The 19,704-nt window shown below is 73.7% G+C and carries 19 protein-coding genes; 15 read left to right on the top strand and 4 right to left on the bottom strand.

Features of this window, described 5'->3' with window-relative positions:
• Window positions 1–50: 50 nt before the first annotated feature.
• The 4 genes from AW16_RS0102085 to AW16_RS0102070 all read left to right on the top strand — a co-directional run bounded on the left by AW16_RS0102085 (window position 51) and on the right by AW16_RS0102070 (window position 5,325).
• Window positions 51–2,777 carry a GNAT family N-acetyltransferase gene (locus AW16_RS0102085; RefSeq protein WP_029287767.1) on the top strand — a complete coding sequence of 909 codons (2,727 nt, stop codon included), beginning with the start codon at window positions 51–53 and terminating at the stop codon, window positions 2,775–2,777.
• A gap of 95 nt (window positions 2,778–2,872) precedes the next feature.
• Entirely contained in the window at window positions 2,873–3,445 is a 573-nt protein-coding gene (locus AW16_RS0102080; RefSeq protein WP_029287765.1) for a DUF5998 family protein, read from the top strand.
• Window positions 3,442–4,620 (top strand): alkaline phosphatase family protein, encoded by a 1,179-nt coding sequence (locus AW16_RS0102075; RefSeq protein ID WP_081861410.1) that lies wholly within the window; start codon window positions 3,442–3,444, stop codon window positions 4,618–4,620. Before AW16_RS0102080 ends, AW16_RS0102075 begins: the two co-directional genes overlap by 4 nt.
• Before the next feature lie 30 nt (window positions 4,621–4,650).
• Entirely contained in the window at window positions 4,651–5,325 is a 675-nt protein-coding gene (locus tag AW16_RS0102070; RefSeq protein ID WP_029287761.1) for a thymidine kinase, read from the top strand.
• A gap of 6 nt (window positions 5,326–5,331) precedes the next feature.
• Here the strand turns inward: AW16_RS0102070 and sepH are convergent, their stop codons facing one another.
• Window positions 5,332–6,468, bottom strand: a complete 1,137-nt coding sequence (gene sepH / locus AW16_RS0102065; RefSeq protein WP_029287759.1) for a septation protein SepH — start codon at window positions 6,466–6,468, stop codon at window positions 5,332–5,334.
• 153 nt (window positions 6,469–6,621) lie between these two features.
• Here sepH and AW16_RS0102060 point away from each other — a divergent pair, with 153 nt between their 5' ends.
• The 3 genes from AW16_RS0102060 to AW16_RS0102050 all read left to right on the top strand — a co-directional run bounded on the left by AW16_RS0102060 (window position 6,622) and on the right by AW16_RS0102050 (window position 8,637).
• The gene (locus tag AW16_RS0102060; RefSeq protein WP_029287757.1) at window positions 6,622–7,257 is read left to right on the top strand and encodes a trimeric intracellular cation channel family protein; all 636 of its coding nucleotides are present in this window, start codon (window positions 6,622–6,624) and stop codon (window positions 7,255–7,257) included.
• Between the two features lie 24 nt (window positions 7,258–7,281).
• The gene (locus AW16_RS0102055) at window positions 7,282–8,112 is read left to right on the top strand and encodes an inositol monophosphatase family protein (protein WP_029287755.1); all 831 of its coding nucleotides are present in this window, start codon (window positions 7,282–7,284) and stop codon (window positions 8,110–8,112) included.
• A 225-nt stretch (window positions 8,113–8,337) separates the two neighbouring features.
• Window positions 8,338–8,637: a DUF4193 domain-containing protein gene (locus AW16_RS0102050; RefSeq protein WP_029287753.1), complete on the top strand. Its 300-nt coding sequence runs from the start codon at window positions 8,338–8,340 to the stop codon at window positions 8,635–8,637.
• 57 nt (window positions 8,638–8,694) lie between these two features.
• Here the strand turns inward: AW16_RS0102050 and AW16_RS0102045 are convergent, their stop codons facing one another.
• Window positions 8,695–9,195, bottom strand: coding sequence for a DUF3093 domain-containing protein (locus AW16_RS0102045; RefSeq protein ID WP_029287751.1), 501 nt, complete (start codon window positions 9,193–9,195; stop codon window positions 8,695–8,697).
• A 53-nt stretch (window positions 9,196–9,248) separates the two neighbouring features.
• On the opposite strand from AW16_RS0102045, the gene dut reads away from it, so the two are divergent.
• The 4 genes from dut to AW16_RS0102025 all read left to right on the top strand — a co-directional run bounded on the left by dut (window position 9,249) and on the right by AW16_RS0102025 (window position 11,695).
• Complete coding sequence (dut, locus tag AW16_RS0102040) at window positions 9,249–9,749, top strand: dUTP diphosphatase (protein WP_051681584.1); 501 nt, start codon at window positions 9,249–9,251, stop codon at window positions 9,747–9,749.
• Between the two features lie 119 nt (window positions 9,750–9,868).
• Entirely contained in the window at window positions 9,869–10,609 is a 741-nt protein-coding gene (locus AW16_RS0102035) for a DUF3710 domain-containing protein (protein WP_029287748.1), read from the top strand.
• A complete protein-coding gene (locus tag AW16_RS0102030; protein WP_029287746.1) occupies window positions 10,606–10,974 on the top strand; it encodes an OB-fold nucleic acid binding domain-containing protein in 369 nt (122 codons plus the stop codon). The genes AW16_RS0102035 and AW16_RS0102030 overlap by 4 nt, the downstream gene beginning before the upstream one ends.
• Window position 10,975: 1 nt before the next feature.
• Window positions 10,976–11,695, top strand: coding sequence for a DUF3159 domain-containing protein (locus AW16_RS0102025; RefSeq protein ID WP_369794742.1), 720 nt, complete (start codon window positions 10,976–10,978; stop codon window positions 11,693–11,695).
• On the opposite strand, the gene AW16_RS0102020 is transcribed toward AW16_RS0102025, so the two are convergent.
• Both AW16_RS0102020 and AW16_RS0102015 read right to left on the bottom strand, forming a co-directional pair.
• Window positions 11,661–12,344, bottom strand: a complete 684-nt coding sequence (locus AW16_RS0102020; protein WP_029287743.1) for a TrkA family potassium uptake protein — start codon at window positions 12,342–12,344, stop codon at window positions 11,661–11,663. The two genes, AW16_RS0102025 and AW16_RS0102020, sit on opposite strands and share 35 nt — an antisense overlap.
• Complete coding sequence (locus tag AW16_RS0102015) at window positions 12,341–12,991, bottom strand: TrkA family potassium uptake protein (protein ID WP_029287741.1); 651 nt, start codon at window positions 12,989–12,991, stop codon at window positions 12,341–12,343. The genes AW16_RS0102020 and AW16_RS0102015 overlap by 4 nt, the downstream gene beginning before the upstream one ends.
• Window positions 12,992–13,173: 182 nt before the next feature.
• Between AW16_RS0102015 and AW16_RS0102010 the strand changes: the two genes are divergently transcribed.
• The 4 genes from AW16_RS0102010 (at window position 13,174) to acnA (ending at window position 19,618) form a co-directional block, all read left to right on the top strand.
• Window positions 13,174–15,183: an APC family permease gene (locus tag AW16_RS0102010; RefSeq protein WP_029287739.1), complete on the top strand. Its 2,010-nt coding sequence runs from the start codon at window positions 13,174–13,176 to the stop codon at window positions 15,181–15,183.
• Entirely contained in the window at window positions 15,176–16,408 is a 1,233-nt protein-coding gene (locus tag AW16_RS0102005; RefSeq protein WP_029287737.1) for a class I SAM-dependent RNA methyltransferase, read from the top strand. Before AW16_RS0102010 ends, AW16_RS0102005 begins: the two co-directional genes overlap by 8 nt.
• A 134-nt stretch (window positions 16,409–16,542) precedes the next feature.
• Window positions 16,543–16,710 (top strand): hypothetical protein, encoded by a 168-nt coding sequence (locus tag AW16_RS0102000; RefSeq protein WP_029287735.1) that lies wholly within the window; start codon window positions 16,543–16,545, stop codon window positions 16,708–16,710.
• A 163-nt stretch (window positions 16,711–16,873) separates the two neighbouring features.
• Window positions 16,874–19,618 carry an aconitate hydratase AcnA gene (acnA, locus tag AW16_RS0101995; RefSeq protein WP_029287733.1) on the top strand — a complete coding sequence of 915 codons (2,745 nt, stop codon included), beginning with the start codon at window positions 16,874–16,876 and terminating at the stop codon, window positions 19,616–19,618.
• Window positions 19,619–19,704: the final 86 nt, after the last annotated feature.

The following is a 19,704-nucleotide window of genomic DNA, read 5'->3' as shown; positions in this document are numbered from 1 at the left end:
GGGCGTGCGGCCGGCGACGGCGCGCGGGGCGCGACGACTAGCCTGGTCGCATGTCGGACGTCGACGTCGCGCCGGACCCTGCGAGCGGTGCGCCGCACGCGCCCGTGTACCCCGCGTCGTGGGAGGCGGACGTCGTGCTCTCCGACGGCTCGACGACGCACGTGCGGCCGATCCGCCCCACCGACGCGGACGCGCTGCAGGCCTTCCACGTCGCGCAGTCCGAGCGCTCCACGTACCTGCGCTTCTTCGCACAGCTCGAGCGCCTCCCGGAACGTGACCTGCACCGCCTCGTCAACGTCGACCACGTCGATCGGGTAGCGCTTGTCGCGGTCGCGTCGGACGAGCGCGGCGACGAGAGGATCGTCGGGGTGGCCCGGTTCGACCGCGTCGACGACGACGAGGCCGAGGTCGCGTTCAACGTCGCCGATGCGCGCCAGGGCCTCGGTCTCGGGTCGGTGCTGCTCGAGCACCTCGCGGCGGCAGCGCGCGAACGGGACGTGCGCAGGTTCGTCGCCGAGGTGCTGCCGCAGAACGGACGCATGATCGGAGTGTTCCGCGACGCCGGGTACGAGGTCCGCCAGCGCACCGAGGACGGCGTCGTCGCGCTGTCGTTCGACATCGACCCGACCGACAGGTCGCTCGCCGTGGTCGCCGACCGCGAGCACCGGGCCGAGGCGCGCTCGGTCCGGTCGCTGCTGAGGGCCCGTCAGGTGGTCGTCGTGGGACCGGGCGCCGACGGCTCCGCGCTGCACCGGCGCATGGCGGCCGTGGCGGCACGCAACCTCGTCGCCGGTTCCACGCAGGTCAGCGTGACCTGCGTGGGCGTCCCCGACGTGCCGCCGGGGGCGACGTCGTTCGACGCGTTGGCGCTCGTGCCCGGACCCGTCGAGCTCGCGGTCCTCGCGACCTCCTCGCACGAGGTCGAGGGAGTCGTGCGCGGCCTGGCCCGGCTCGGCGTGCACGGGGTCGTCCTGCTGTCGTCCGGGTATGCCGAAGACGGCGAGCAGGGCCTCGAGCGCCGTCGTGGGCTCCTGCGGGCCGCGCACGGCGCCGGCATGCGCGTGGTCGGTCCCGCGTCGTTCGGTGCGCTCGCGGCGACCGACGACGGATGGCTCGACGCGTCGCTCGCCGGGTCCGTGCCGCGCCGTGGCAACGTCGGCGTCTTCTGCCAGTCGGCGCCGCTCGCCGTGACGCTCCTGGGTGCCGTGCAGCGCCGCGGGCTCGGCGTGGCGGAGTTCGTATCCGCCGGGCACCGCGCGGACGTCTCCGGCAACGACCTCATGCAGTTCTGGTCCGACGACGACGGGGTCGACGCGGTCGGCCTCTACCTGGAGTCGATCGGCAACCCCCGCAAGTTCTCCCGAGTCGCGCGGCGGCTCTCGGCGACCAAGCCGGTGGTCGTGGTCGCGACCGGCCGCTCGGGCCACGCGGTGCCGCCGGGGCACGCGGTGCGACCGACGCACGCGCCGCGCCGCACGCTCGAGGAGGTCATGCGGCAGGCCGGCGTGATCCGCGTCGACAACACGCACCAGATGCTCGACGTGCTCCAGGTCCTGGCTCACCAGCCGCTCCCGGCAGGTCGACGGGCCGCGGTCCTCGCCAGCTCGACCTCCGTCGCGGCGCTGGTCGCCGAGGCCGCGGCGGCCTCGGGGCTCGTCGTCGCCGGGCGGCCGACGATCCTGGCCGAGGACGCCGGCCCGGACGACGTGCAGCGTGTCGTCGACTCCGTGTTCGACGCGCCGGACGTCGACGCGGTCGTCGCGCTGCGCATCCCGACCGTCGACGGACCGGACGGCGCCGTGGCCGGTGCCGTCGCGCGCGCCGCGGCGCGTACGGGCCGACCGGTGGTCGCGTGCATGCTCGGGCTGTCCGGCGTCACCGACGAGCTCACGGCCCCGGACGGCGAGGGCCGTGCCCGCACGGTGCCCGCCTACGTCACGCCGGAGGACGCGGTGCTCGCGCTCGCGCACGCGGCCCGGTACGCCGAGCGCCGCGCGAGCGACCGCGGGCGCCCCGCACGCCCCGCCGGGACCGACACGCGCGCGGCGCGCCGCCTGGTCGCGCAGCACCTCGACGGCATCGACGAGGCGGTGCTCCAGCCGCACGAGGTCCGCGAGCTCCTCGCGACGGTCGGCGTGGACGTCCTGCCGGCCACGGGTGTGAGCGACGCCGACGAGGCGGTCGCAGCGGCGCGGGCCATCGGGTGGCCGGTCGTGCTCAAGACGACGGTCCCAGCGCTCCGGCACCGCGCCGACCTCGGGGGCGTGCGGCTCGACGTCGCCGACGAGGCCGAGCTGCGCGCCGACGTGGCCCAGGTGCTCGAGCTCGCGCGCGGGCACCTGCCGGAGCCCGGCCTGCCTCCGCTCGAGGTGCAGGCGATGGCCCCGCACGGGTCGGCGTGCGTCGTGCGCACGGCCGAGGACCCGCTGTTCGGCCCTCTCATCAGCTTCGGGCTCGCGGGCGACGCGTCCGACCTCCTCGGCGACGTCGCCTACGCCGTGCCGCCGCTGACGGACGTCGACGTGGCCGAGCTGGTCCGCTCGCCGCGGGCGGCGCCGCGGCTGTTCGGCTACCGGGGGCTGCCGCCGCTCGACGTCGCGGCGCTCGAGGACGTGCTCGCGCGGGTCGCGGTGCTCAGCGACGACCTGCCCGAGCTGCGCTCCCTCGAGCTGAACCCCGTGCAGGTCCACGAGGCGGGGGTCGTCGTCCTCGGTGCGCGCGCGAGCCTCGCGCGAGCCGACCGCACGGACAGCACGCGCCGCCTGCCGCGCGGCTGAGCCGGCCCGGATGCGGGCCTGGGGGCGTCCCTCGGCCGACCGAGCGGTGTGGACCCGCGCCGCGGGCACCCGCACGGTGGTGCGAGGATGAGCACGTGCCCGCACCCTCGACGACTCTGCGCCAGGACCTCGACCGAGCCGGTTACTACCCCGAGCTGGTCGCCGACGTGCTCGACGTCGCGCTGGGGGAGGAGCCGGTCGTCGCGCACCTGGTCCATCCCGAGACGACGTTCGACGCCGCCGAGGTCCGTCGCCACGTGACGGTCCTCGCGCTCACACCGACGAGGCTCGTGGTCGCGCACGTCGACGACCACCCCGCCGACTCCGAGCACCCCTCGGCCAGCGCGTCCGCGACCACCGAGTCCGTCCCGCTCGGTGAGCTCCGCTCGGTCGCTCTGACGCACGTCGTGCCGGACCCCGCCAAGCACCGATCGGGTGCGTCGCCCGCCGAGCTGACGCTCGCGATCGGGTGGGGAGCCGTGTCGCGCGTCGACCTCGAGCCCGCGACCTGCGGCGACCCGCAGTGCGAAGCGGACCACGGCCTCACGGGCACGCTCACGCCCGACGACGTCGTCGTGCGCGTGAGCGCCGCCGCCGAGGGCATCGACTCCGTGCGTGCGGCGACGACGTTCGCCCGGCTCCTGTCGGCGGCGAGCGCACGCCCGTGAGCTCAGCCGCGGGACCGCTCCTCGACGAGCTGGGGCGTGCCGGGCTGCAGGCGCCGGGCGCCGGGCACGCGTGCCTGTCCGGCGTGCTGCCCGCCGCGGCTCGTGCGCTCGGCGTAGAGACCGCCGGCGCCGCGGCCGGGACGACCGGCGCGCACATCGAGCTCCCCGGGGCGCAGCGCGTCTGCGTGGTGCTCGTCGACGGCCTCGGGCACCTGAACCTCTCCGAGCGGGCGGGCCACGCGCCGTTCCTGCGCGGCCTGCTCGCCGACTCCGTGCCGCTGACCAGCACGTTCCCGTCGACGACCGCCACCGCGATGGGCACGTTCGGCACGGGGCTCGCGCCCGGGTCAACCGGGATGCTCGGCTACACCGTGCGGGACCCGCGCACCGGCCGGCTCGGCAACCTCGTCTCCTGGACGGACCTGCCGCCCGCGCAGGAGTGGCAGCCGCACGCGTCCGTCCTCGAGCGGCTGGTCGGCCACGGCGTCGCGGTCACGAGCGTCGGACCCGCGCGGTTCGCGGGCTCAGGACTGACGCAGGCAGCCCTGCGGGGTGCGGCCTACCGTGCGGCCGAGGGGCTCGACGACCGCGTCGACGCCGTGGTGTCGGCGCTGCGCGCTCCCGGCCTGGCCTACCTCTACTGGGGCGACGTCGACAAGACCGGTCACCACCACGGCTGGGGGTCGTGGCAGTGGGGCGACGCGCTCGCAGAGCTGGACCTCGGGCTGCGCCGGCTGGCGCGTTCGCTGCCGAAGGGGACCGTCGTGGCCGTCACGGCCGACCACGGCATGGTGGACGTCGACCCCGCGCGGCGCCGGGACGTCGCGCACGACGACAGGCTCCGTGCCGACGTCGACCTGGTCGCGGGCGAGCCCCGCGCGCTGCACCTGCACCTGCGCCCCGGAGCGACACCGGATGACGTGCGCGCCCGGTGGCTCGACGTGCTCGGTGACGACGCGGTCGTCCTGACGCGTGACGAGGCCGTCGGCGCCGGGCTGCTGGGCGTCGTGGAGGACCGGGTGCTCCCCGTCGTCGGCGACGTCGTCGTCGCGATGACCGGTCGCGCGACCGTCGTCGACTCGCGCACCCAGACCCCCGCGTCGCTCGAGCTCGTCGGCGTCCACGGCTCGCTCACCCCGCACGAGATGCTCGTCCCGTGGCTCGTCGCCGCATGAGCCGCCCCCGCACCATCTGGAGGTCCGAGCGTGGCTGAGCTGGTCTTCTTCTCCGGCACGATGGACTGCGGGAAGTCCACCCTCGCCCTGCAGATGCACCACAACCACGCCGCGCGGGGTCGCGACGGCGTGCTGTTCACGCGCCAGGACCGGGCGGGCGACTCGACGATCTCGTCCCGGCTCGGGCTCGTGCACGGCGCGCACGAGGTGCGCGACGAGACCGACTTCTGGGACGAGGTCGTGGCGCGACGCACGCACGGTCGGCGCGTCGACTACCTGATCTGCGACGAGGCGCAGTTCTACACGGCGCAGCAGGTCGACCAGCTGGCACGTGCGGTCGACGAGCTCGGCGTCGACGTGTTCGCGTTCGGCATCAGCACCGACTTCCGCACGCGCCTGTTCCCCGGCTCGGCGAGGCTCGTGGAGCTCGCGGACCGCGTCGAGACGTTGCAGGTGCGGGCGCTGTGCTGGTGCGGTGCGCGCGCGACCCACAACGCCCGCACCGTGGGCGGCGTGATGGTCGTCGAGGGTGCGCAGGTGGTGGTCGGCGACGTCGGTGCCGACGCGGCGGCCGACGAGGTCGGGTACGAGGTGCTCTGCCGGCGTCACCACGTGCAGCGCATGACGGCGGCGACCGCGCACGCGGCGTCGCCGAGCGCGCAGACGCTCGCGGAGCCCGCCGCGATGCTCCCGCTCGACGCCTGAGCCCGGCTACTCCGGCCGCGCGCCGAACACGATCTCGTCCCAGCTGGGCACCTTCGCGCGACCCTTGCGAGCACGTGAGCGGCCGGGTTCGTCCGGTGCGTCCGCGGCGTCGGTACCGGTCGCGGAGGCGTGCTCGGGCGCAGCTGCCGCACCGGTCGGCGAGGTGGCGGGAGACGTCGCCTCGGGTCGCGACTCGGCAGCCGGTGCGGGGACGACGACCGGGCGCTGCGGCACGGGCAGCACGACGGCCTCGCGCTCGTCGTCCGCGTCACGCGGGTGCGCGCCCGGTACCGAGGCCTCGAGGCGTGAGAAGTCGAACGCGTGCTGCGGGCCGAAGCCCTCGAACTGCTCGCCGTCCTCGTCGTCCTCGCTGAGCTCCTGCCGGACGCCACGGCGGCTGCGCAGGTCGTCCAGGAGTGCTGCCGTCGCGTCCTGCGGCCCGTCTGCGCGGTCGTCGGCGGGCTCGGGTGCGGGGACCACGACCTGCTGCGCCGGCACGGGGGCGGTGACGGTCGTCTGGAAGTCGAAGACGACGTCCCGCACGGCGGCCAGGTGGCGGCGCGCGACGGGCTCGTCGGGCAGCTCGGTCTCGGACAGCCAGCGTGCCTCGTCCTCGTCGGCCGTGAGCGAGCGCGCCGCGACGTCGAACACCCACCGCGCCTCGTGCTGCGTGCCGTCGACGGCGAACCGGGCGACGACGTTCCAGGGGCCGCTCGCGTCACGTGCCGCGTCCCATGAGAGCGAGGCGATGTCGACACCGCGGCTCGCGAGGCGGTCGGTGACGAGGTCGCCCAGCGCGGGGGAGCCGGAGTCGCGCCCGACCCGCGACGCACGAGCCTGCTCGGCGACGTACTCGCGCTCCGCGAGCACCGGTCCCTCGTAGCGGCGCACGTGCTCCACCGCGAGCCCGGACGCCTCGGCGACCTCGAGCGCGGTGGCGCCGGCGCGGATGCGCGCCTGGATCTCGCGCGGGCTCAGCGAGCCGGCGTTCTCGGCGCGCAGCTGCTCGAGCTGCGGGCGGTCGCGACGGACGGCCGCACGCAGCGCCTCGTCGATGCGGACGCGGAACCGCGCCCCGTCGGGGCGGCCCAGGACGAGATGCTCCCCGTCGTCGTGCAGGCCTACCAGCTCGAGCTCTTCCATCCGACCTCCCGGTACCTCGGTACGAGGGTGCCACCCCGCGACGACGATCCGGCGGACCACGGCCGGTGTGCCGCGCGGCGGCCCGAGGCATCGTGCCGCGCACCGCACGCCGCGTCCCACTCCCAGAGCGCCCCCGCCTGCGATGATGCGTCCGTGATCGCCGACCTGCCCTACGAGCCCTGGCTCGAGGTGATCGGCGTGTTCGTCGGCGCGTTGTCGGGAGCGCTCGCAGGAGTGCGCAAGCAGTTCGACGTCTTCGGGATCCTGGTGCTCGGCTGGGCGGCGGGCCTCGGCGGCGGCATCCTGCGCGACGTCCTCATCGGTGCCGTGCCGCCCGTCGGGATCTCCGACTGGAGACTCGTGGCGACCGCGCTCGCCGCGGGACTCGTCATGTACTTCTTCCACCCGCGGCTCGAACGTGCGCGAAGGCTCATCGTGCTGCTCGACGCCGGGGCGCTCGCGCTGTTCACCGTCGTCGGCGCGGTCAAGGGCCTCGAGCTGGGGGCGACCGCCGTCGCGGCGGTGTTCGTGGGGGTGCTCACCGGCGTCGGCGGCGGGGTCCTGCGTGACCTGCTCACGGGTGAGGTGCCCGTCGTGCTGCACCAGCGCCAGCTCTACGCCGTCCCGGCGCTCGTGGGGGCGGTCGCGGTCGCGGTGCTGTGGGAGAACCGGTGGCTCTCGGTCGGGTCCACCGTCGGCGTCGTCGTCGGGATCTTCGCCCTGCGCGTGCTCGCGCTCCGTTTCCAGGTGCAGGCGCCCGGTCCGTGGCGGGGGCTCAACCGACGGTGACGCAGTGCGGGCAGGATGTCTGCCATGGACGACACCTGGGACGTGGACGAGCTGCTCGAGGTCGCGCGCGCTGTCGCCCTCGAGGCGGGTGAGCTGGTGCGGTCGGGGCGCCCCGACCGGGTGGAGGTCGCCGCCACCAAGTCGAGCGCGCAGGACGTCGTCACCGAGATGGACGTCGCCGTGGAGCGGCTGCTGCGCGAGCGCCTCGCGCTGCTGCGGCCCGGTGACGGGCTGCTCGGCGAGGAGGGCAGCTCGACGGCGAGCGCCACGGGCGTCACCTGGGTCGTCGACCCGATCGACGGGACCGTCAACTACCTGTACGGGCTGCCCTCGTACTCGGTGAGCGTCGCGGCAGTGGTCGGCGAGCCGGATCCCTCTGCGTGGACCGTGCTGGCCGCGTGCGTGCACGCGCCCGCGGACGGACGTACGTACACCGCGACGGCCGGTGGAGGCGCCTATCTCGAGGGGCGTCGGCTCACGGTCAACCAGCCCGCGTCGCTGCTCGACTCCCTCGTCGCCACCGGGTTCGGCTACCGCGTCGATCGTCGCAGCGGCCAGGCTCGCGTCCTGACGCACGTGCTCCCGCGGGTGCGTGACATCCGCCGGCTCGGGTCGGCGGCGCTCGACCTGTGCGAGCTCGCGGCCGGACGGGTCGACCTGTACTACGAACGTGGTCTGTCGCCCTGGGACCTCGCCGCCGGACTGCTCGTCGCGACCGAGGCGGGCGCGCGCGTGAGCGGCCTGCGCGGCCTGCCGCCGGGGGCGGCGATGACGGTCGCGGGGCCCGGAGAGCTCCACGCCGAGCTGTGCACGCTGCTCGAGGCGGCAGGGGCGGACACCGACCCTGCACAGTGATGTGCACAGTGACGTGCGACACCCCGGACGACTTCCCGCGAGGCGTTCTGGGTGCAGGCACCCCGGTGCGCTGACCTGCGGCGACGCTCTGCCGATCCGCGCGCTCGCGCTCGCGGGCGAAGTGGTGCACAATCCCCTGCGCACGCGGGAACAAAATGCGCTCCAGCCGCATTGAGCACGCGTACCCAGCGACCACGGCAACAAAGACGGAGTGTGACGCCACACATGGCTACCGACTACGACGCCCCGCGCAAGACCGAGGAGGACCTCAGCGAGGACTCGCTGCAGGAGCTCCAGGCCCGGCGCTCCGACAAGAACTCGGGCGTGGTGGACGAGGACGAGACCGAGGCGGCGGAAGGGTTCGAGCTCCCGGGCGCGGACCTGTCCGGCGAGGAGCTCTCGGTCCGGGTCCTGCCGCGGCAGGCCGACGAGTTCACCTGCTCGAGCTGCTTCCTGGTGCACCACCGCAGCCAGCTCGCCTACGAGCGCAACGGCCAGCCGGTGTGCTCGGAGTGCGCCGCCTGACGCGACGCACCACCTGACAACGACGGCCGGACCCCGCTGCGGGGTGCCGGCCGTTCGTCATGCCTGCGGTGACCGGCGGTCGACCCGCGCCGCGCCGAGGGCCCGCGCGAGCTCGACGGGGCGACGGGAGGACACGACCCAGTACGGCGTGGGATCGGCAGGGTCGGCGAGCTCGACACGAACGCCCGAGTGGATCCAGCCGCGCACGCACAGGTAGGCGCGCGCGTCGAGCCCGGGCCCGAGCTCTGCACGCGTCCCGGCGGCGTCCAGGACGCGCGCGGTGCCCAGGAGCGCGAGCGGGATGTGCGCCGGACCCGCTCGCAGCTCGCCGTCGCGGACCTCGACGAGCGTCGTCGTCGCGAGCGTGAGCGCAGCGAGGCCGGCGAGCGCCGCGACGGTGACACCGACCGCGAGCCGCAGGTCGACGGGGACCGCCGCGACGCCCAGCGTCAGCGCGAGCAGGACGATGCCGCCCCACCCGAGCGGTCCGAGCCACAGGCGCTCGCGGAACGCGGGGGCCGTGGGGGCGGGTGCGGGGACGGAGTCGTGCGGCTGCATGGGCCCAGGATCCCATCTCACGGCACGCGTCCGGGCCGGTAGGGTCGGCCACCGTGACCGACCACCCCAGCACCGAGGTCCTCCTGCTGCGCCTCGATCCCGACCTCCCCTCGCCCGCGTACGCCCATCCGGGTGATGCCGGCGCGGACCTGCTCACGCGCGTCGACGTCGTCGTCCCTCCGCAGGGTCGGGTCACGGTGCCCACGGGGGTCGCGATCGCGCTGCCCGACGGCTACGCCGCGTTCGTGCACCCGCGCTCGGGCCTCGCAGCCAAGCACGGCATCACGATCGTCAACGCGCCCGGGACGGTCGATGCCGGGTACCGCGGGGAGATCTCGGTGACGCTCCTCAACACGGACGTCGAGCACGCGCTCGAGCTGCGCCGCGGGGACCGGATAGCACAGCTCGTCGTGCAGCGCGTCGAGCGCGTGCGCTTCGTCGAGGTGGCGACGCTGCCCGGCTCGCACCGCGGCGAGGGCGGGTTCGGGTCGAGCGGCGGGTGGGCGTCGGCGGCGGGGGCGGCTGACGGCTGGTCCGACGGCCGACCCGGCTAGGTCACGGGTCGTCGGCGGGCTACTGTCGACATGGACAGGTGTGCCGCCACCGTGACGGCCACCGGCATCGAGAGCCGCGCCGTCGCGACGACGGCCAGCGGATGACGAGGAGTGAGCACGTGGGTCTGTTCCGGCGCAACGCCAAGGACGGTGCCGAGGACCGCACGCCCGACGAGGCGACCGACGCCGTCGACGACCTCGCGGTCGAACCGGCTCCGGGCGACGGCGCGACGAAGCGCGACGGACGCGGCCCCTGGGACTCGGCCGATCAGGCGGGCGAGCGGCCCCGCGTCGACCTGGGCGCCCTGCTCGTGCCCGGCGTCGAGGGCATGGAGCTACGGATGGAGATCGACAAGGCCACCGAGGTCGTGTCGGCCGTGAACGTCTCGCTCGCCGGCTCGTCGCTGCAGCTGCAGGCCTACGCCGCGCCGCGTACCGAAGGCATCTGGGACGAGATCCGCGAGGAGATCGCCGCGTCCGTCGTGCAGCAGGGCGGTTCGGTCGACGACCTGCCCGGGCCGTTCGGGCGCGAGCTGCTCGCGCGGATGCCGGTCCGCACCAACGAGGGCCGCACCGGTCACCGCCCCGTGCGCTTCGTCGGGGTCGACGGGCCGCGCTGGTTCGTGCGCGGCGTGATCACGGGCCGCGCCGCGGTCGAGCCCGAGGCCGCGTCGGTGCTCGAGGACCTGCTCGCCGACGTCGTCGTCGTCCGGGACGCCGATGCGCGTGCGCCTCGCGACCTGCTCCCGCTGCAGCTGCCCGGTCGGGTCATCGGCGGCCCGCAGGAGACGGTCGCGGAGGCCGACGAGCTCGAGTTCGACCCGCTCACGCGCGGTCCCGAGATCACGGAGACACGGTGACGATCGCCGAGCGGCTCAAGCACCTCGCGGCGGGCCAGGCCGAGATCGAGGCCGACGAGGAGCGCGCCGACGCGGTGCGGGCCAAGGGCTGCACGCCGGTCGACCAGCTCCCGGTGCGGGCACGCGCACGCGTCTCGGGCGTCGTGCGCTCGGTGACGTTCCGCCCGCGCGAAGGCGTGCCCGCTCTCGAGGCCGAGCTCTACGACGGCAGCGGGACCCTCGTGCTGGTGTGGCTGGGGCGTCGCGAGATCGCGGGCATCGTCCCCGGGCGGCGCCTCAAGGCCGAGGGGCTCGTGTGCCTCGTCGACGGCCGCCGCACGGTGTTCAACCCCGGGTACGAGCTGCGGCCGCGTCCCGGTGAGTGACGTGACCCGCGCCCACCGCGAGGACGACGGGCCGCTCGACGCGATCGACGACGTGGTGCAGCCCGAGGAGGGCGGCCTGCGCGGCATGCGCGCGCTCACGGCCGACGAGTTCTCGGCCTCGGACGCGGTTGGCGGCGTGCGCGGTGTCGTGGAGTCCGTCGCGCCCGGGCTGCTGTTCGTCGTCGTCTACCTCGTCTCGGGTCAGCGGCTCACGCCCGCGCTCGTCGCGGCCGGTGCCGCGGCGGTGCTCGCGGTCGCCGCGCGGCTCGTGCAGCGCACGCCCGTGACGCAGGCGTTCTCCGGCCTGCTCGGCGTCGGCATCGGCGTCGTGTGGGCGTGGCGCACGGGCGATGCGAGCGACTACTTCGCATACGGGCTGTGGGTCAACGGCATCTACCTCGCCGGCACGCTCGCGTCGGTCCTCGTGGGCTGGCCGCTCGTGGGTCTCGTGATGGGGCTCTTCGCCAAGGGCGGCCCGCTCGGGGGCGGGACGTGGTCGTCGGCGGTCTCGTGGCGGCGGGACCCCGTCGCGCGCCGGCGGTACGCCCTCGCGACGTGGCCGTGGGTCGCGATGTTCGCGCTGCGCCTCGTGGTCCAGCTGCCCCTGTACCTGGGCGGCGACGTGGGGTGGCTGGGTACCGCGAAGCTCGCGATGGGCCTGCCCCTGACGGCGCTCGCGCTGTGGGTCAGCTGGCGTCTGGTGCGGCCGGCCCGTCCCTGAGGACGGCGGCCAGCGCGGCCTCGTCCGAGTCGCGGCTCGTGACGAACAGGAGCTCGTCGCGTCCCTCGAGCGTGTCGTCGACGCTCGGGGCCATGGGCCGGGCGTCGCGGATGATGCACGCGAGCACGGTGTCCTGCGGCCACTCGACCTGACCCACGCGCACGCCCGCGAGCGGTGAGGTGTCCGGCAGCGTGATCTCGAGGATGCCGGCGCCGGACTGGTGGAACGTGAAGATCCGCACGAGGTCGCCGACGGACACGGCCTCCTCGACCATCGCCGTCATGATGCGCGGCGTGGAGACCGCCACGTCGACGCCCCACGCCTCGTCGAACATCCACTCGTTCTTCGGGTTGTTGACGCGCGCGACCGTGCGCGGCACGCCGAACTCCGTCTTCGCGAGCAGCGAGATGACGAGGTTCGCCTTGTCGTCACCCGTCGCGGCGACCATGACGTCGCACTCGTCGGCGCGCACCTCGCGCAGCGTGGGGAGCTCGCACGCGTCCGCGAGCAGCCAGTCGGCCTCGGCGACCTGTGCGATGCGCATGGCCGTGGGGGAGCGGTCGACGAGCGTGACCTCGTGGTCGTGCGCGAGCAGCTCGCGGGCGATGGACCGGCCGACCGAACCGGCCCCCGCGATGACGACCCTCACGCTGTCTCCTCCGGTGCGTGCGCGAGCGCGCGCTCGACGCGGTCGGCGTCGTCGACGCGCAGCAGCACGTGGACGGTGTCGCTCTCCTGCAGGACGGTGTCCGGCCCGGGCAGCACGCCGTCGCCGTAGCGCGTGACGAACGCGACGCGCGCACCGCTGGCCTCTTCGAGCGCGCGCAGCGGCCGGCCGACCCACTGCGCGTGCACGTCGACCTGCGCGAGCTGGATCTGGCCGGAGGCGTCGCGGAACTCCTCGCTCGCGCCGAGCGGCAGGAGGCGGCGCAGCACCTGGTGCGCGGTCCACCGGACGGTCGCGACGGTCGGGATGCCGAGGCGCTGGTAGATCTCGGCGCGGTGCGGGTCGTAGATGCGCGCGACCACGTTCTCGATCCCGTAGGTCTCGCGTGCGACGCGGGCCGCCAGGATGTTCGAGTTGTCGCCGTCGGCGACGGCCGCGAAGCCGAACGCGTCGTCGATCCCCGCCTTGGTCAGCGTGTCACGGTCGAACCCGAGCCCGGTGACCTTGTTGCCGCCGAAGTCACCCGGCAGGCGCCGGAACGCCTCGGGGTTCTGGTCGATGACGGCGACGGAGTGGCCGTGCTCCTCCAGGTTCTGGGCGAGCGACGCCCCGACCCGGCCGCAGCCCATGATGACGAAGTGCACAGGCGGTCACGCTACACGCGACGTCGCGTCGTGTCCGGCGTGCGCACCCGGCGATGGGGCCGGGGCGCCCAGGGCCACGGACCGTCGACGCCCCCTGGACGCATCGACGGCGGATCACCGGCGGACCGGTGCGTGGCGGGGGCCCACGGGGCCTAGCATCGGTGCTCGTGTCGGACCTCTCGGATGCCGCCAAGCGGCTGCTGATCGGACGCCCCGTCCGCAGCGACAACCTGGGGCACACGTTGCTGCCCAAGCGGATCGCGCTGCCGGTCTTCGCGTCGGACGCGCTGTCGTCGGTGGCGTACGCGCCGGACGAGATCCTGCTCACGCTGTCGATGGCCGGGATCAGCGCGATCGTGATCTCGCCGTGGGTGGGCCTCGCGGTCGCGGTCGTGATGGCGACCGTCGTCGCGTCCTACCGGCAGAACGTGCGCGCGTACCCGTCGGGCGGCGGCGACTACGAGGTCGCGACGGTCAACCTCGGCCCCAACGCCGGCGTCACCGTCGCGAGCGCGCTGCTGGTCGACTACGTGCTGACGGTCGCGGTGTCGATCTCGTCGGGAGCGCAGTACGCCGCGACCGCGTTCCCGCCGCTGCGCGGGCACGAGGCGGTGTTCGCGATCGTCCTCGTCGTGCTCCTCACCGTCGTGAACCTGCGCGGTGTCAAGGAGTCGGGCCGCGCGTTCGCGGTCCCCGTGTACCTGTTCATGATCGCGATCGGGCTCATCGGCGTCTTCGGCTTCGTCCGCTACGTGACGGGCCACCTGCCGATGGCGGAGAGCGCGGACCTGAGCCTCGCGCCCGAGAGCGCCTACCAGCAGGGCATCGTGGGGCTCGCCGGGTTCTTCCTGGTGCTGCGCGCGTTCGCGTCCGGCTGCGCGGCGCTCACCGGCGTCGAGGCCATCAGCAACGGCGTGCCGGCGTTCAAGAAGCCCAAGTCGAAGAACGCGGCGACGACGCTCGCGCTGCTCGGCGGCCTGTCGATCACGATGATCATGGTCATCCTGCTGCTCGCGCGCGTCACGGGCGTGACGTTCGCCGACGACCCGTCGACCCAGCTGCTGCGCGACGGCGTCCCGGTGGGCGACACCTACGTGCAGCACCCCGTGATCAGCCAGCTCGCCGGGACGGTGTTCCAGGGCGTCCCTGTGCTCTTCGTGCTCGTCGCCGTCGTCACGGGGCTGATCCTGGTGCTCGCGGCGAACACCGCGTTCAACGGCTTCCCGGTGCTCGGCTCGATCCTCGCGCGCGACGGGTACCTCCCGCGCCAGCTGCACACGCGCGGCGACCGGCTCGCGTTCTCGAACGGCATCATCACGCTGGCCGCGGTCGCGATCGTGCTCATCTGGGCGTTCGACGCGCAGGTCACGCGACTCATCCAGCTGTACATCGTCGGCGTGTTCGTGTCCTTCACGCTGAGCCAGCTGGGGATGGTCCGGCACTGGACCCGTGAGCTGCGCACCCAGCCGGACCCCGCGCGACGCGCGCAGATGAAGCGCGCACGCGTCGTGAACTCGATCGGCTTCGGCATGACCGGCACGGTGCTCGTCGTCGTGCTCCTGACCAAGTTCACGCACGGCGCGTGGATCGCGATCCTCGCGATGGCCGTGGTGTTCGTGACGATGCGCGCGATCCACCGGCACTACGCGACGGTGCGGGCCGAGCTCGCGCTCGGGGTCGACGCCGAGGCCTCGCGTGCGCTGCCCAGCCGCGTGCACGCGATCGTCCTGGTCTCGCACCTGCACCGCCCGACGATGCGAGCCCTGGCGTACGCACGGGCGTCGCGCCCGAACGTGCTCGAGGCCGTCACGGTCGCTGTCGAGCCCGACGACGTCTCGGCGCTGCGTGCGCAGTGGGACGCGATGGACCTCCCGGTGCCGCTCCGGATCCTCGACTCGCCGTTCCGGGAGATCACGAGGCCCGTGCTCACCTACGTGCGCTCGATCCGACGCGAGAGCCCGCGCGACCTCGTGGTGGTCTACATCCCCGAGTACGTGGTCGGCCACTGGTGGGAGCAGCTCCTGCACAACCAGAGCGCGCTGCGGCTCAAGGGGCGCCTGCTGTTCACGCCCGGCGTGGTCGTCGCGTCCGTGCCGTGGCAGCTCGCGTCGACCGAGGGGCAGACCGGGCTGGAGAACCTCGGCAAGGGCAAGACGCGGGGAGGCAAGCGTGCCTGACGACCTCGTCGAGCTCGAGATCGGCCCGGTCGCGCACGGTGGGCACTGCGTGGCGCGGCACGACGGCCGCGTCGTGTTCGTGCGTCACACGCTGCCCGGTGAGCGCGTGCTGGCGCGGCTGACGGACGCGGGTGACGGGGCGCGGTTCTGGCGCGCCGACGCGGTCGAGGTGCTCGAGGCGTCACCCGACCGCGTCCCGACCGCGTGGCCCGCGGCGGGGCCTGGGGGCGTCGGCGGCGGCGAGCTGTCGCACGTCGCGCTCCCCGCGCAGCGCACCTGGAAGGCGGCGGTGCTCGACGAGCAGCTGCGCCGGCTCGCGCACCTGGAGCGGCCCGTCGAGGTCCGCGGCGCCCCCGGCGACGACGAGCGCGGCGGCCTGCGCTGGCGCACGCGCATCGACCTGCACGTCGACGCACAGGGCCGCGCGGGCATGCGCGGGTTCCGGTCGCACGACGTCCACGCACTGGACGACATGCCGCTCGCGACCGAGGCGATCTCGGAGCTCGGTCTCTTCGAGCGCCGCTGGCCGGCCGGTGCCCGCGTCGAGGCGGTCGCGCCGGCCGCTGGCGACGCCCCCGTCGTGCTCGTGGACGGCCTCCCGTTCGACGTGCGGCGCGGACGCGTCGACGGCCGTCCGAACGCGCGCACCTCGGTGCGCGAGGAGGTGGGCGAGCAGACGTACCGCGTGCGAGCGGCGGGCTTCTGGCAGGTGCACCGCGAGGCGCCCGGTCTGCTGGTGCGAGCGGTGCTCGACGGCGTCGGCGACGTGGAGGGCGCGACGGTCCTGGACCTCTACGCGGGCGCTGGCCTGTTCACGGCCCCGCTGGCGGACGCCGTCGGTACGGGCGGCAGCGTCGTGTCGGTGGAAGGCGACGAGCGTGCCGTCAAGGACGCACGCCGCAACCTGCACGACCGTCCGGACGTCGAGCTGCACGCGGGGGACGTCGCGCGCGTGCTCGACGGGCGCCAGGACGAGGGTTCCGCGGTCGTGCACGCGGACGTCGTCGTGCTCGACCCGCCGCGCACCGGTGCCGGACGAGCCGTCGTCCAGAGGCTCGCGGCGCTGCGGCCCGAGCGCGTCGTCTACGTGGCGTGCGACCCGGCGGCGCTCGCGCGTGATGTCGCGCTGCTCGGCGACGAGGGCTACACGCTCACAGGGCTCGACGCGTTCGACCTGTTCCCGATGACGCATCATCTCGAGGCCGTCGCCGTGCTCACGCGCTGACGGGCACCCGGGATAGGCATGGCTGGACGGACTCGTCCGGCATGTCCGGCGGCGCTCGCGGGTGCGGCGCGGTCGTCCTACGGTGGAGACGAGCGGACCTCGCCCGGGTCCGGGACGCACAGAGAGGTCGTGACGTGAGCGACGAGACCACGCAGGAGAAGCTGGCTCAGGCGAAGCGGACGGCGACGCAGGAGCTCTTCAAGTCCGGCACGCCCGACTACGACCCCCGTGCGCAGCAGCGGGCCGTCGAGGCGCAGCGCAAGGCGCAGCTCGCCGCCGACGACGGGCGCGAGGGGGAGTAGCCCGACGCGTCGACCGCTCGCGCGCGTCGAGGTCGCGCGTAAGCGCGTCGTGATGTATCTTGACATCAAGATACTTCGGTGCGGCCACTAGGCTGTCCGCATCGTCTCGTGCCGGGCCCCCACACACGCTCCCGGCCGACTCGCCCCGATGAAGGAGTCCTGCGTGAGCACTGTCGACAGCTTCGGATCGAAGGGGACGCTCGAGGTCGGTGACGCCTCGTACGAGGTCTACCGCCTCGCGGCGGTGCCTGGGCTCGAGCGGCTGCCCTACTCGCTCAAGGTGCTCGCCGAGAACCTGCTGCGCACCGAGGACGGCGCCAACATCACGGCCGACCACATCCGCGCCCTGGCCGAGTGGGACCCGGACGCGCAGCCGAGCACGGAGATCCAGTTCACGCCGGCGCGCGTGATCATGCAGGACTTCACCGGTGTGCCGTGCGTCGTGGACCTCGCGACGATGCGCGAGGCGGTCGTGGCCCTCGGCGGCGACGCGGCCCGCATCAACCCGCTCGCGCCCGCCGAGATGGTGATCGACCACTCGGTGCAGATCGACGTCGCCGGCCGCGCCGACGCGTTCGAGCGCAACGTCGAGCTCGAGTACCAGCGCAACCGTGAGCGCTACCAGTTCCTGCGGTGGGGCCAGACGGCGTTCGACGACTTCAAGGTCGTCCCTCCGGGCACCGGCATCGTGCACCAGGTCAACATCGAGTACCTGGCGCGGGGCGTCATGGTGCGCGACGGCAAGGCGTACCCCGACACCTGCGTCGGGACGGACTCGCACACCACGATGGTCAACGGCCTCGGTGTGCTGGGCTGGGGCGTCGGTGGCATCGAGGCCGAGGCGGCGATGCTCGGCCAGCCGGTCTCGATGCTCATCCCGCGCGTCGTCGGCTTCAAGCTGACCGGCAGCATCCCCGCCGGTGTGACCGCTACGGACGTGGTGCTGACGATCACGCAGAAGCTGCGTCAGCACGGCGTCGTGGGCAAGTTCGTCGAGTTCTACGGCGAGGGGGTCGCGGCCGTCCCGCTCGCGAACCGCGCGACGATCGGCAACATGAGCCCCGAGTTCGGCTCGACGGCCGCGATCTTCCCGATCGACGACGTCACGATCGACTACCTGCGCCTGACCGGTCGTCCGGAGGAGCAGCTCGCGCTCGTCGAGGCGTACGCCAAGGAGCAGGGCATGTGGCTCGACCCGACGGGTGCGGGCTACACCGAGCCGGTCTACTCCGAGTACCTCGAGCTCGACCTCTCCACCGTCGTGCCGTCGATCGCGGGCCCCAAGCGGCCGCAGGACCGCATCGAGCTGTCGAAGGCGAAGGAGCAGTTCCAGCGCGACCTGCCGACCTACGCGCCCGAGCTGAACCTGGTCGACGAGGCGGAGCGCGAGTCGTTCCCGGCGTCGGACGCCCCGGCGATCTCGTCGGGCGCGAACCGGACGTTCGCCGTCACCGACTCGGAGGGTCGGGAGTTCGAGCTGTTCCACGGCGCGGTCGCGATCGCCTCGATCACGTCGTGCACCAACACCTCGAACCCGTCGGTGATGCTCGCCGCCGCGCTGCTCGCGAAGAACGCGGTCGAGAAGGGCCTCGTGGCCAAGCCGTGGGTCAAGACGTCGATGGCGCCGGGCTCCCAGGTCGTCACGAACTACTACGAGAAGGCCGGCCTGTGGCCGTACCTCGAGAAGCTCGGCTTCCACCTCGTGGGTTACGGCTGCGCGACGTGCATCGGCAACTCCGGTCCGCTCGACGAGAAGGTCTCGGCGGCCGTGCAGGAGCACGACCTTGCTGTCGCGGCGGTGCTCTCCGGCAACCGGAACTTCGAGGGTCGTATCAACCCGGACGTCAAGATGAACTACCTGGCGTCGCCGCCGCTCGTGATCGCGTACGCGCTCGCGGGCACGATGGACTTCGACTTCGACTCGGACCCGTTGGGCCGTACCGAGGACGGGCAGCCGGTGTTCCTCAAGGACATCTGGCCGGCGCCGGAGCAGGTGCAGGCGACGATCGACGCGTCGATCGACCGCAAGATGTTCGAGCAGGACTACGCCGACGTGTTCACCGGCGACGAGCGCTGGCGTGCGCTCGAGACCCCCGCGGGCGACACGTTCGCATGGGACGAGCAGTCGACCTACGTGCGCAAGCCCCCGTACTTCGAGGGCATGGGCGCGCAGCCCGAGCCCGTCACGGACATCACCGGTGCGCGCGTGCTCGCGAAGCTGGGCGACTCGGTCACGACCGACCACATCAGCCCCGCGGGCTCGATCAAGGCGGACAGCCCCGCCGGCCTGTACCTGGCGGAGCACGGCGTCGAGCGTCGTGACTTCAACTCCTACGGCTCGCGCCGCGGCAACCACGAGGTCATGATCCGCGGCACGTTCGCGAACATCCGCCTGCGCAACCAGCTCGTTCCCGGCACCGAGGGCGGCTTCACCAAGAACCTGCTCACGGGCGAGGACACGACGATCTACGACGCCTCGGTCGCCTACCAGGAGGCGGGCGTCCCCCTCGTCGTCCTCGGCGGCAAGGAGTACGGCTCGGGCTCGTCGCGCGACTGGGCCGCGAAGGGCACGCGCCTGCTCGGTGTCCGGGCCGTCATCACCGAGTCGTTCGAGCGCATCCACCGCTCGAACCTCATCGGGATGGGCGTGCTGCCGCTGCAGTTCCCCGAGGGCGAGTCGGCCGACTCGCTCGGGCTGGACGGCACCGAGACGTTCGACATCGCCGGCGTCACCGCGCTCAACGAGGGCACGACGCCGAGCACGGTCCACGTCACCGCGACCAAGGAGTCGGGCGAGGTCGTCGAGTTCGAGGCGGTCGTCCGCATCGACACCCCCGGTGAGGCGGACTACTACCGCAACGGCGGCATCCTGCAGTACGTCCTGCGCCAGGTGGCCGGCGTCGCCTGACGCCCGCCGCGCACGCGACCGGCCCGTCCCCGCCCACCGGCGGGGGCGGGCCGTCGCCGTGCCGGAGAGGGCCGCGACGAGCGCTC

This window comes from Cellulomonas sp. HZM, from assembly GCF_000708885.1.
Classification (GTDB): domain Bacteria; phylum Actinomycetota; class Actinomycetes; order Actinomycetales; family Cellulomonadaceae; genus Cellulomonas.
Note: the sequence above shows the minus strand (reverse complement) of the source record. Positions and strands in the feature narration are given on the sequence as shown.

Bases quoted from the DNA above. Each gene is read 5' to 3' on its own strand.
- AW16_RS0102015 (WP_029287741.1), bottom strand. From the start codon at position 12,991: ATGGGCTGCGGCCGGGTCGGGGCGTCGCTCGCCCAGAACCTGGAGGAG.
- AW16_RS0102055 (WP_029287755.1), top strand. From the start codon at position 7,282: ATGGACGACACCTGGGACGTGGACGAGCTGCTCGAGGTCGCGCGCGCT.
- AW16_RS0102045 (WP_029287751.1), bottom strand. From the start codon at position 9,195: ATGCAGCCGCACGACTCCGTCCCCGCACCCGCCCCCACGGCCCCCGCG.
- AW16_RS0102050 (WP_029287753.1), top strand. From the start codon at position 8,338: ATGGCTACCGACTACGACGCCCCGCGCAAGACCGAGGAGGACCTCAGC.
- AW16_RS0102085 (WP_029287767.1), top strand. From the start codon at position 51: ATGTCGGACGTCGACGTCGCGCCGGACCCTGCGAGCGGTGCGCCGCAC.
- sepH (WP_029287759.1), bottom strand. From the start codon at position 6,468: ATGGAAGAGCTCGAGCTGGTAGGCCTGCACGACGACGGGGAGCATCTC.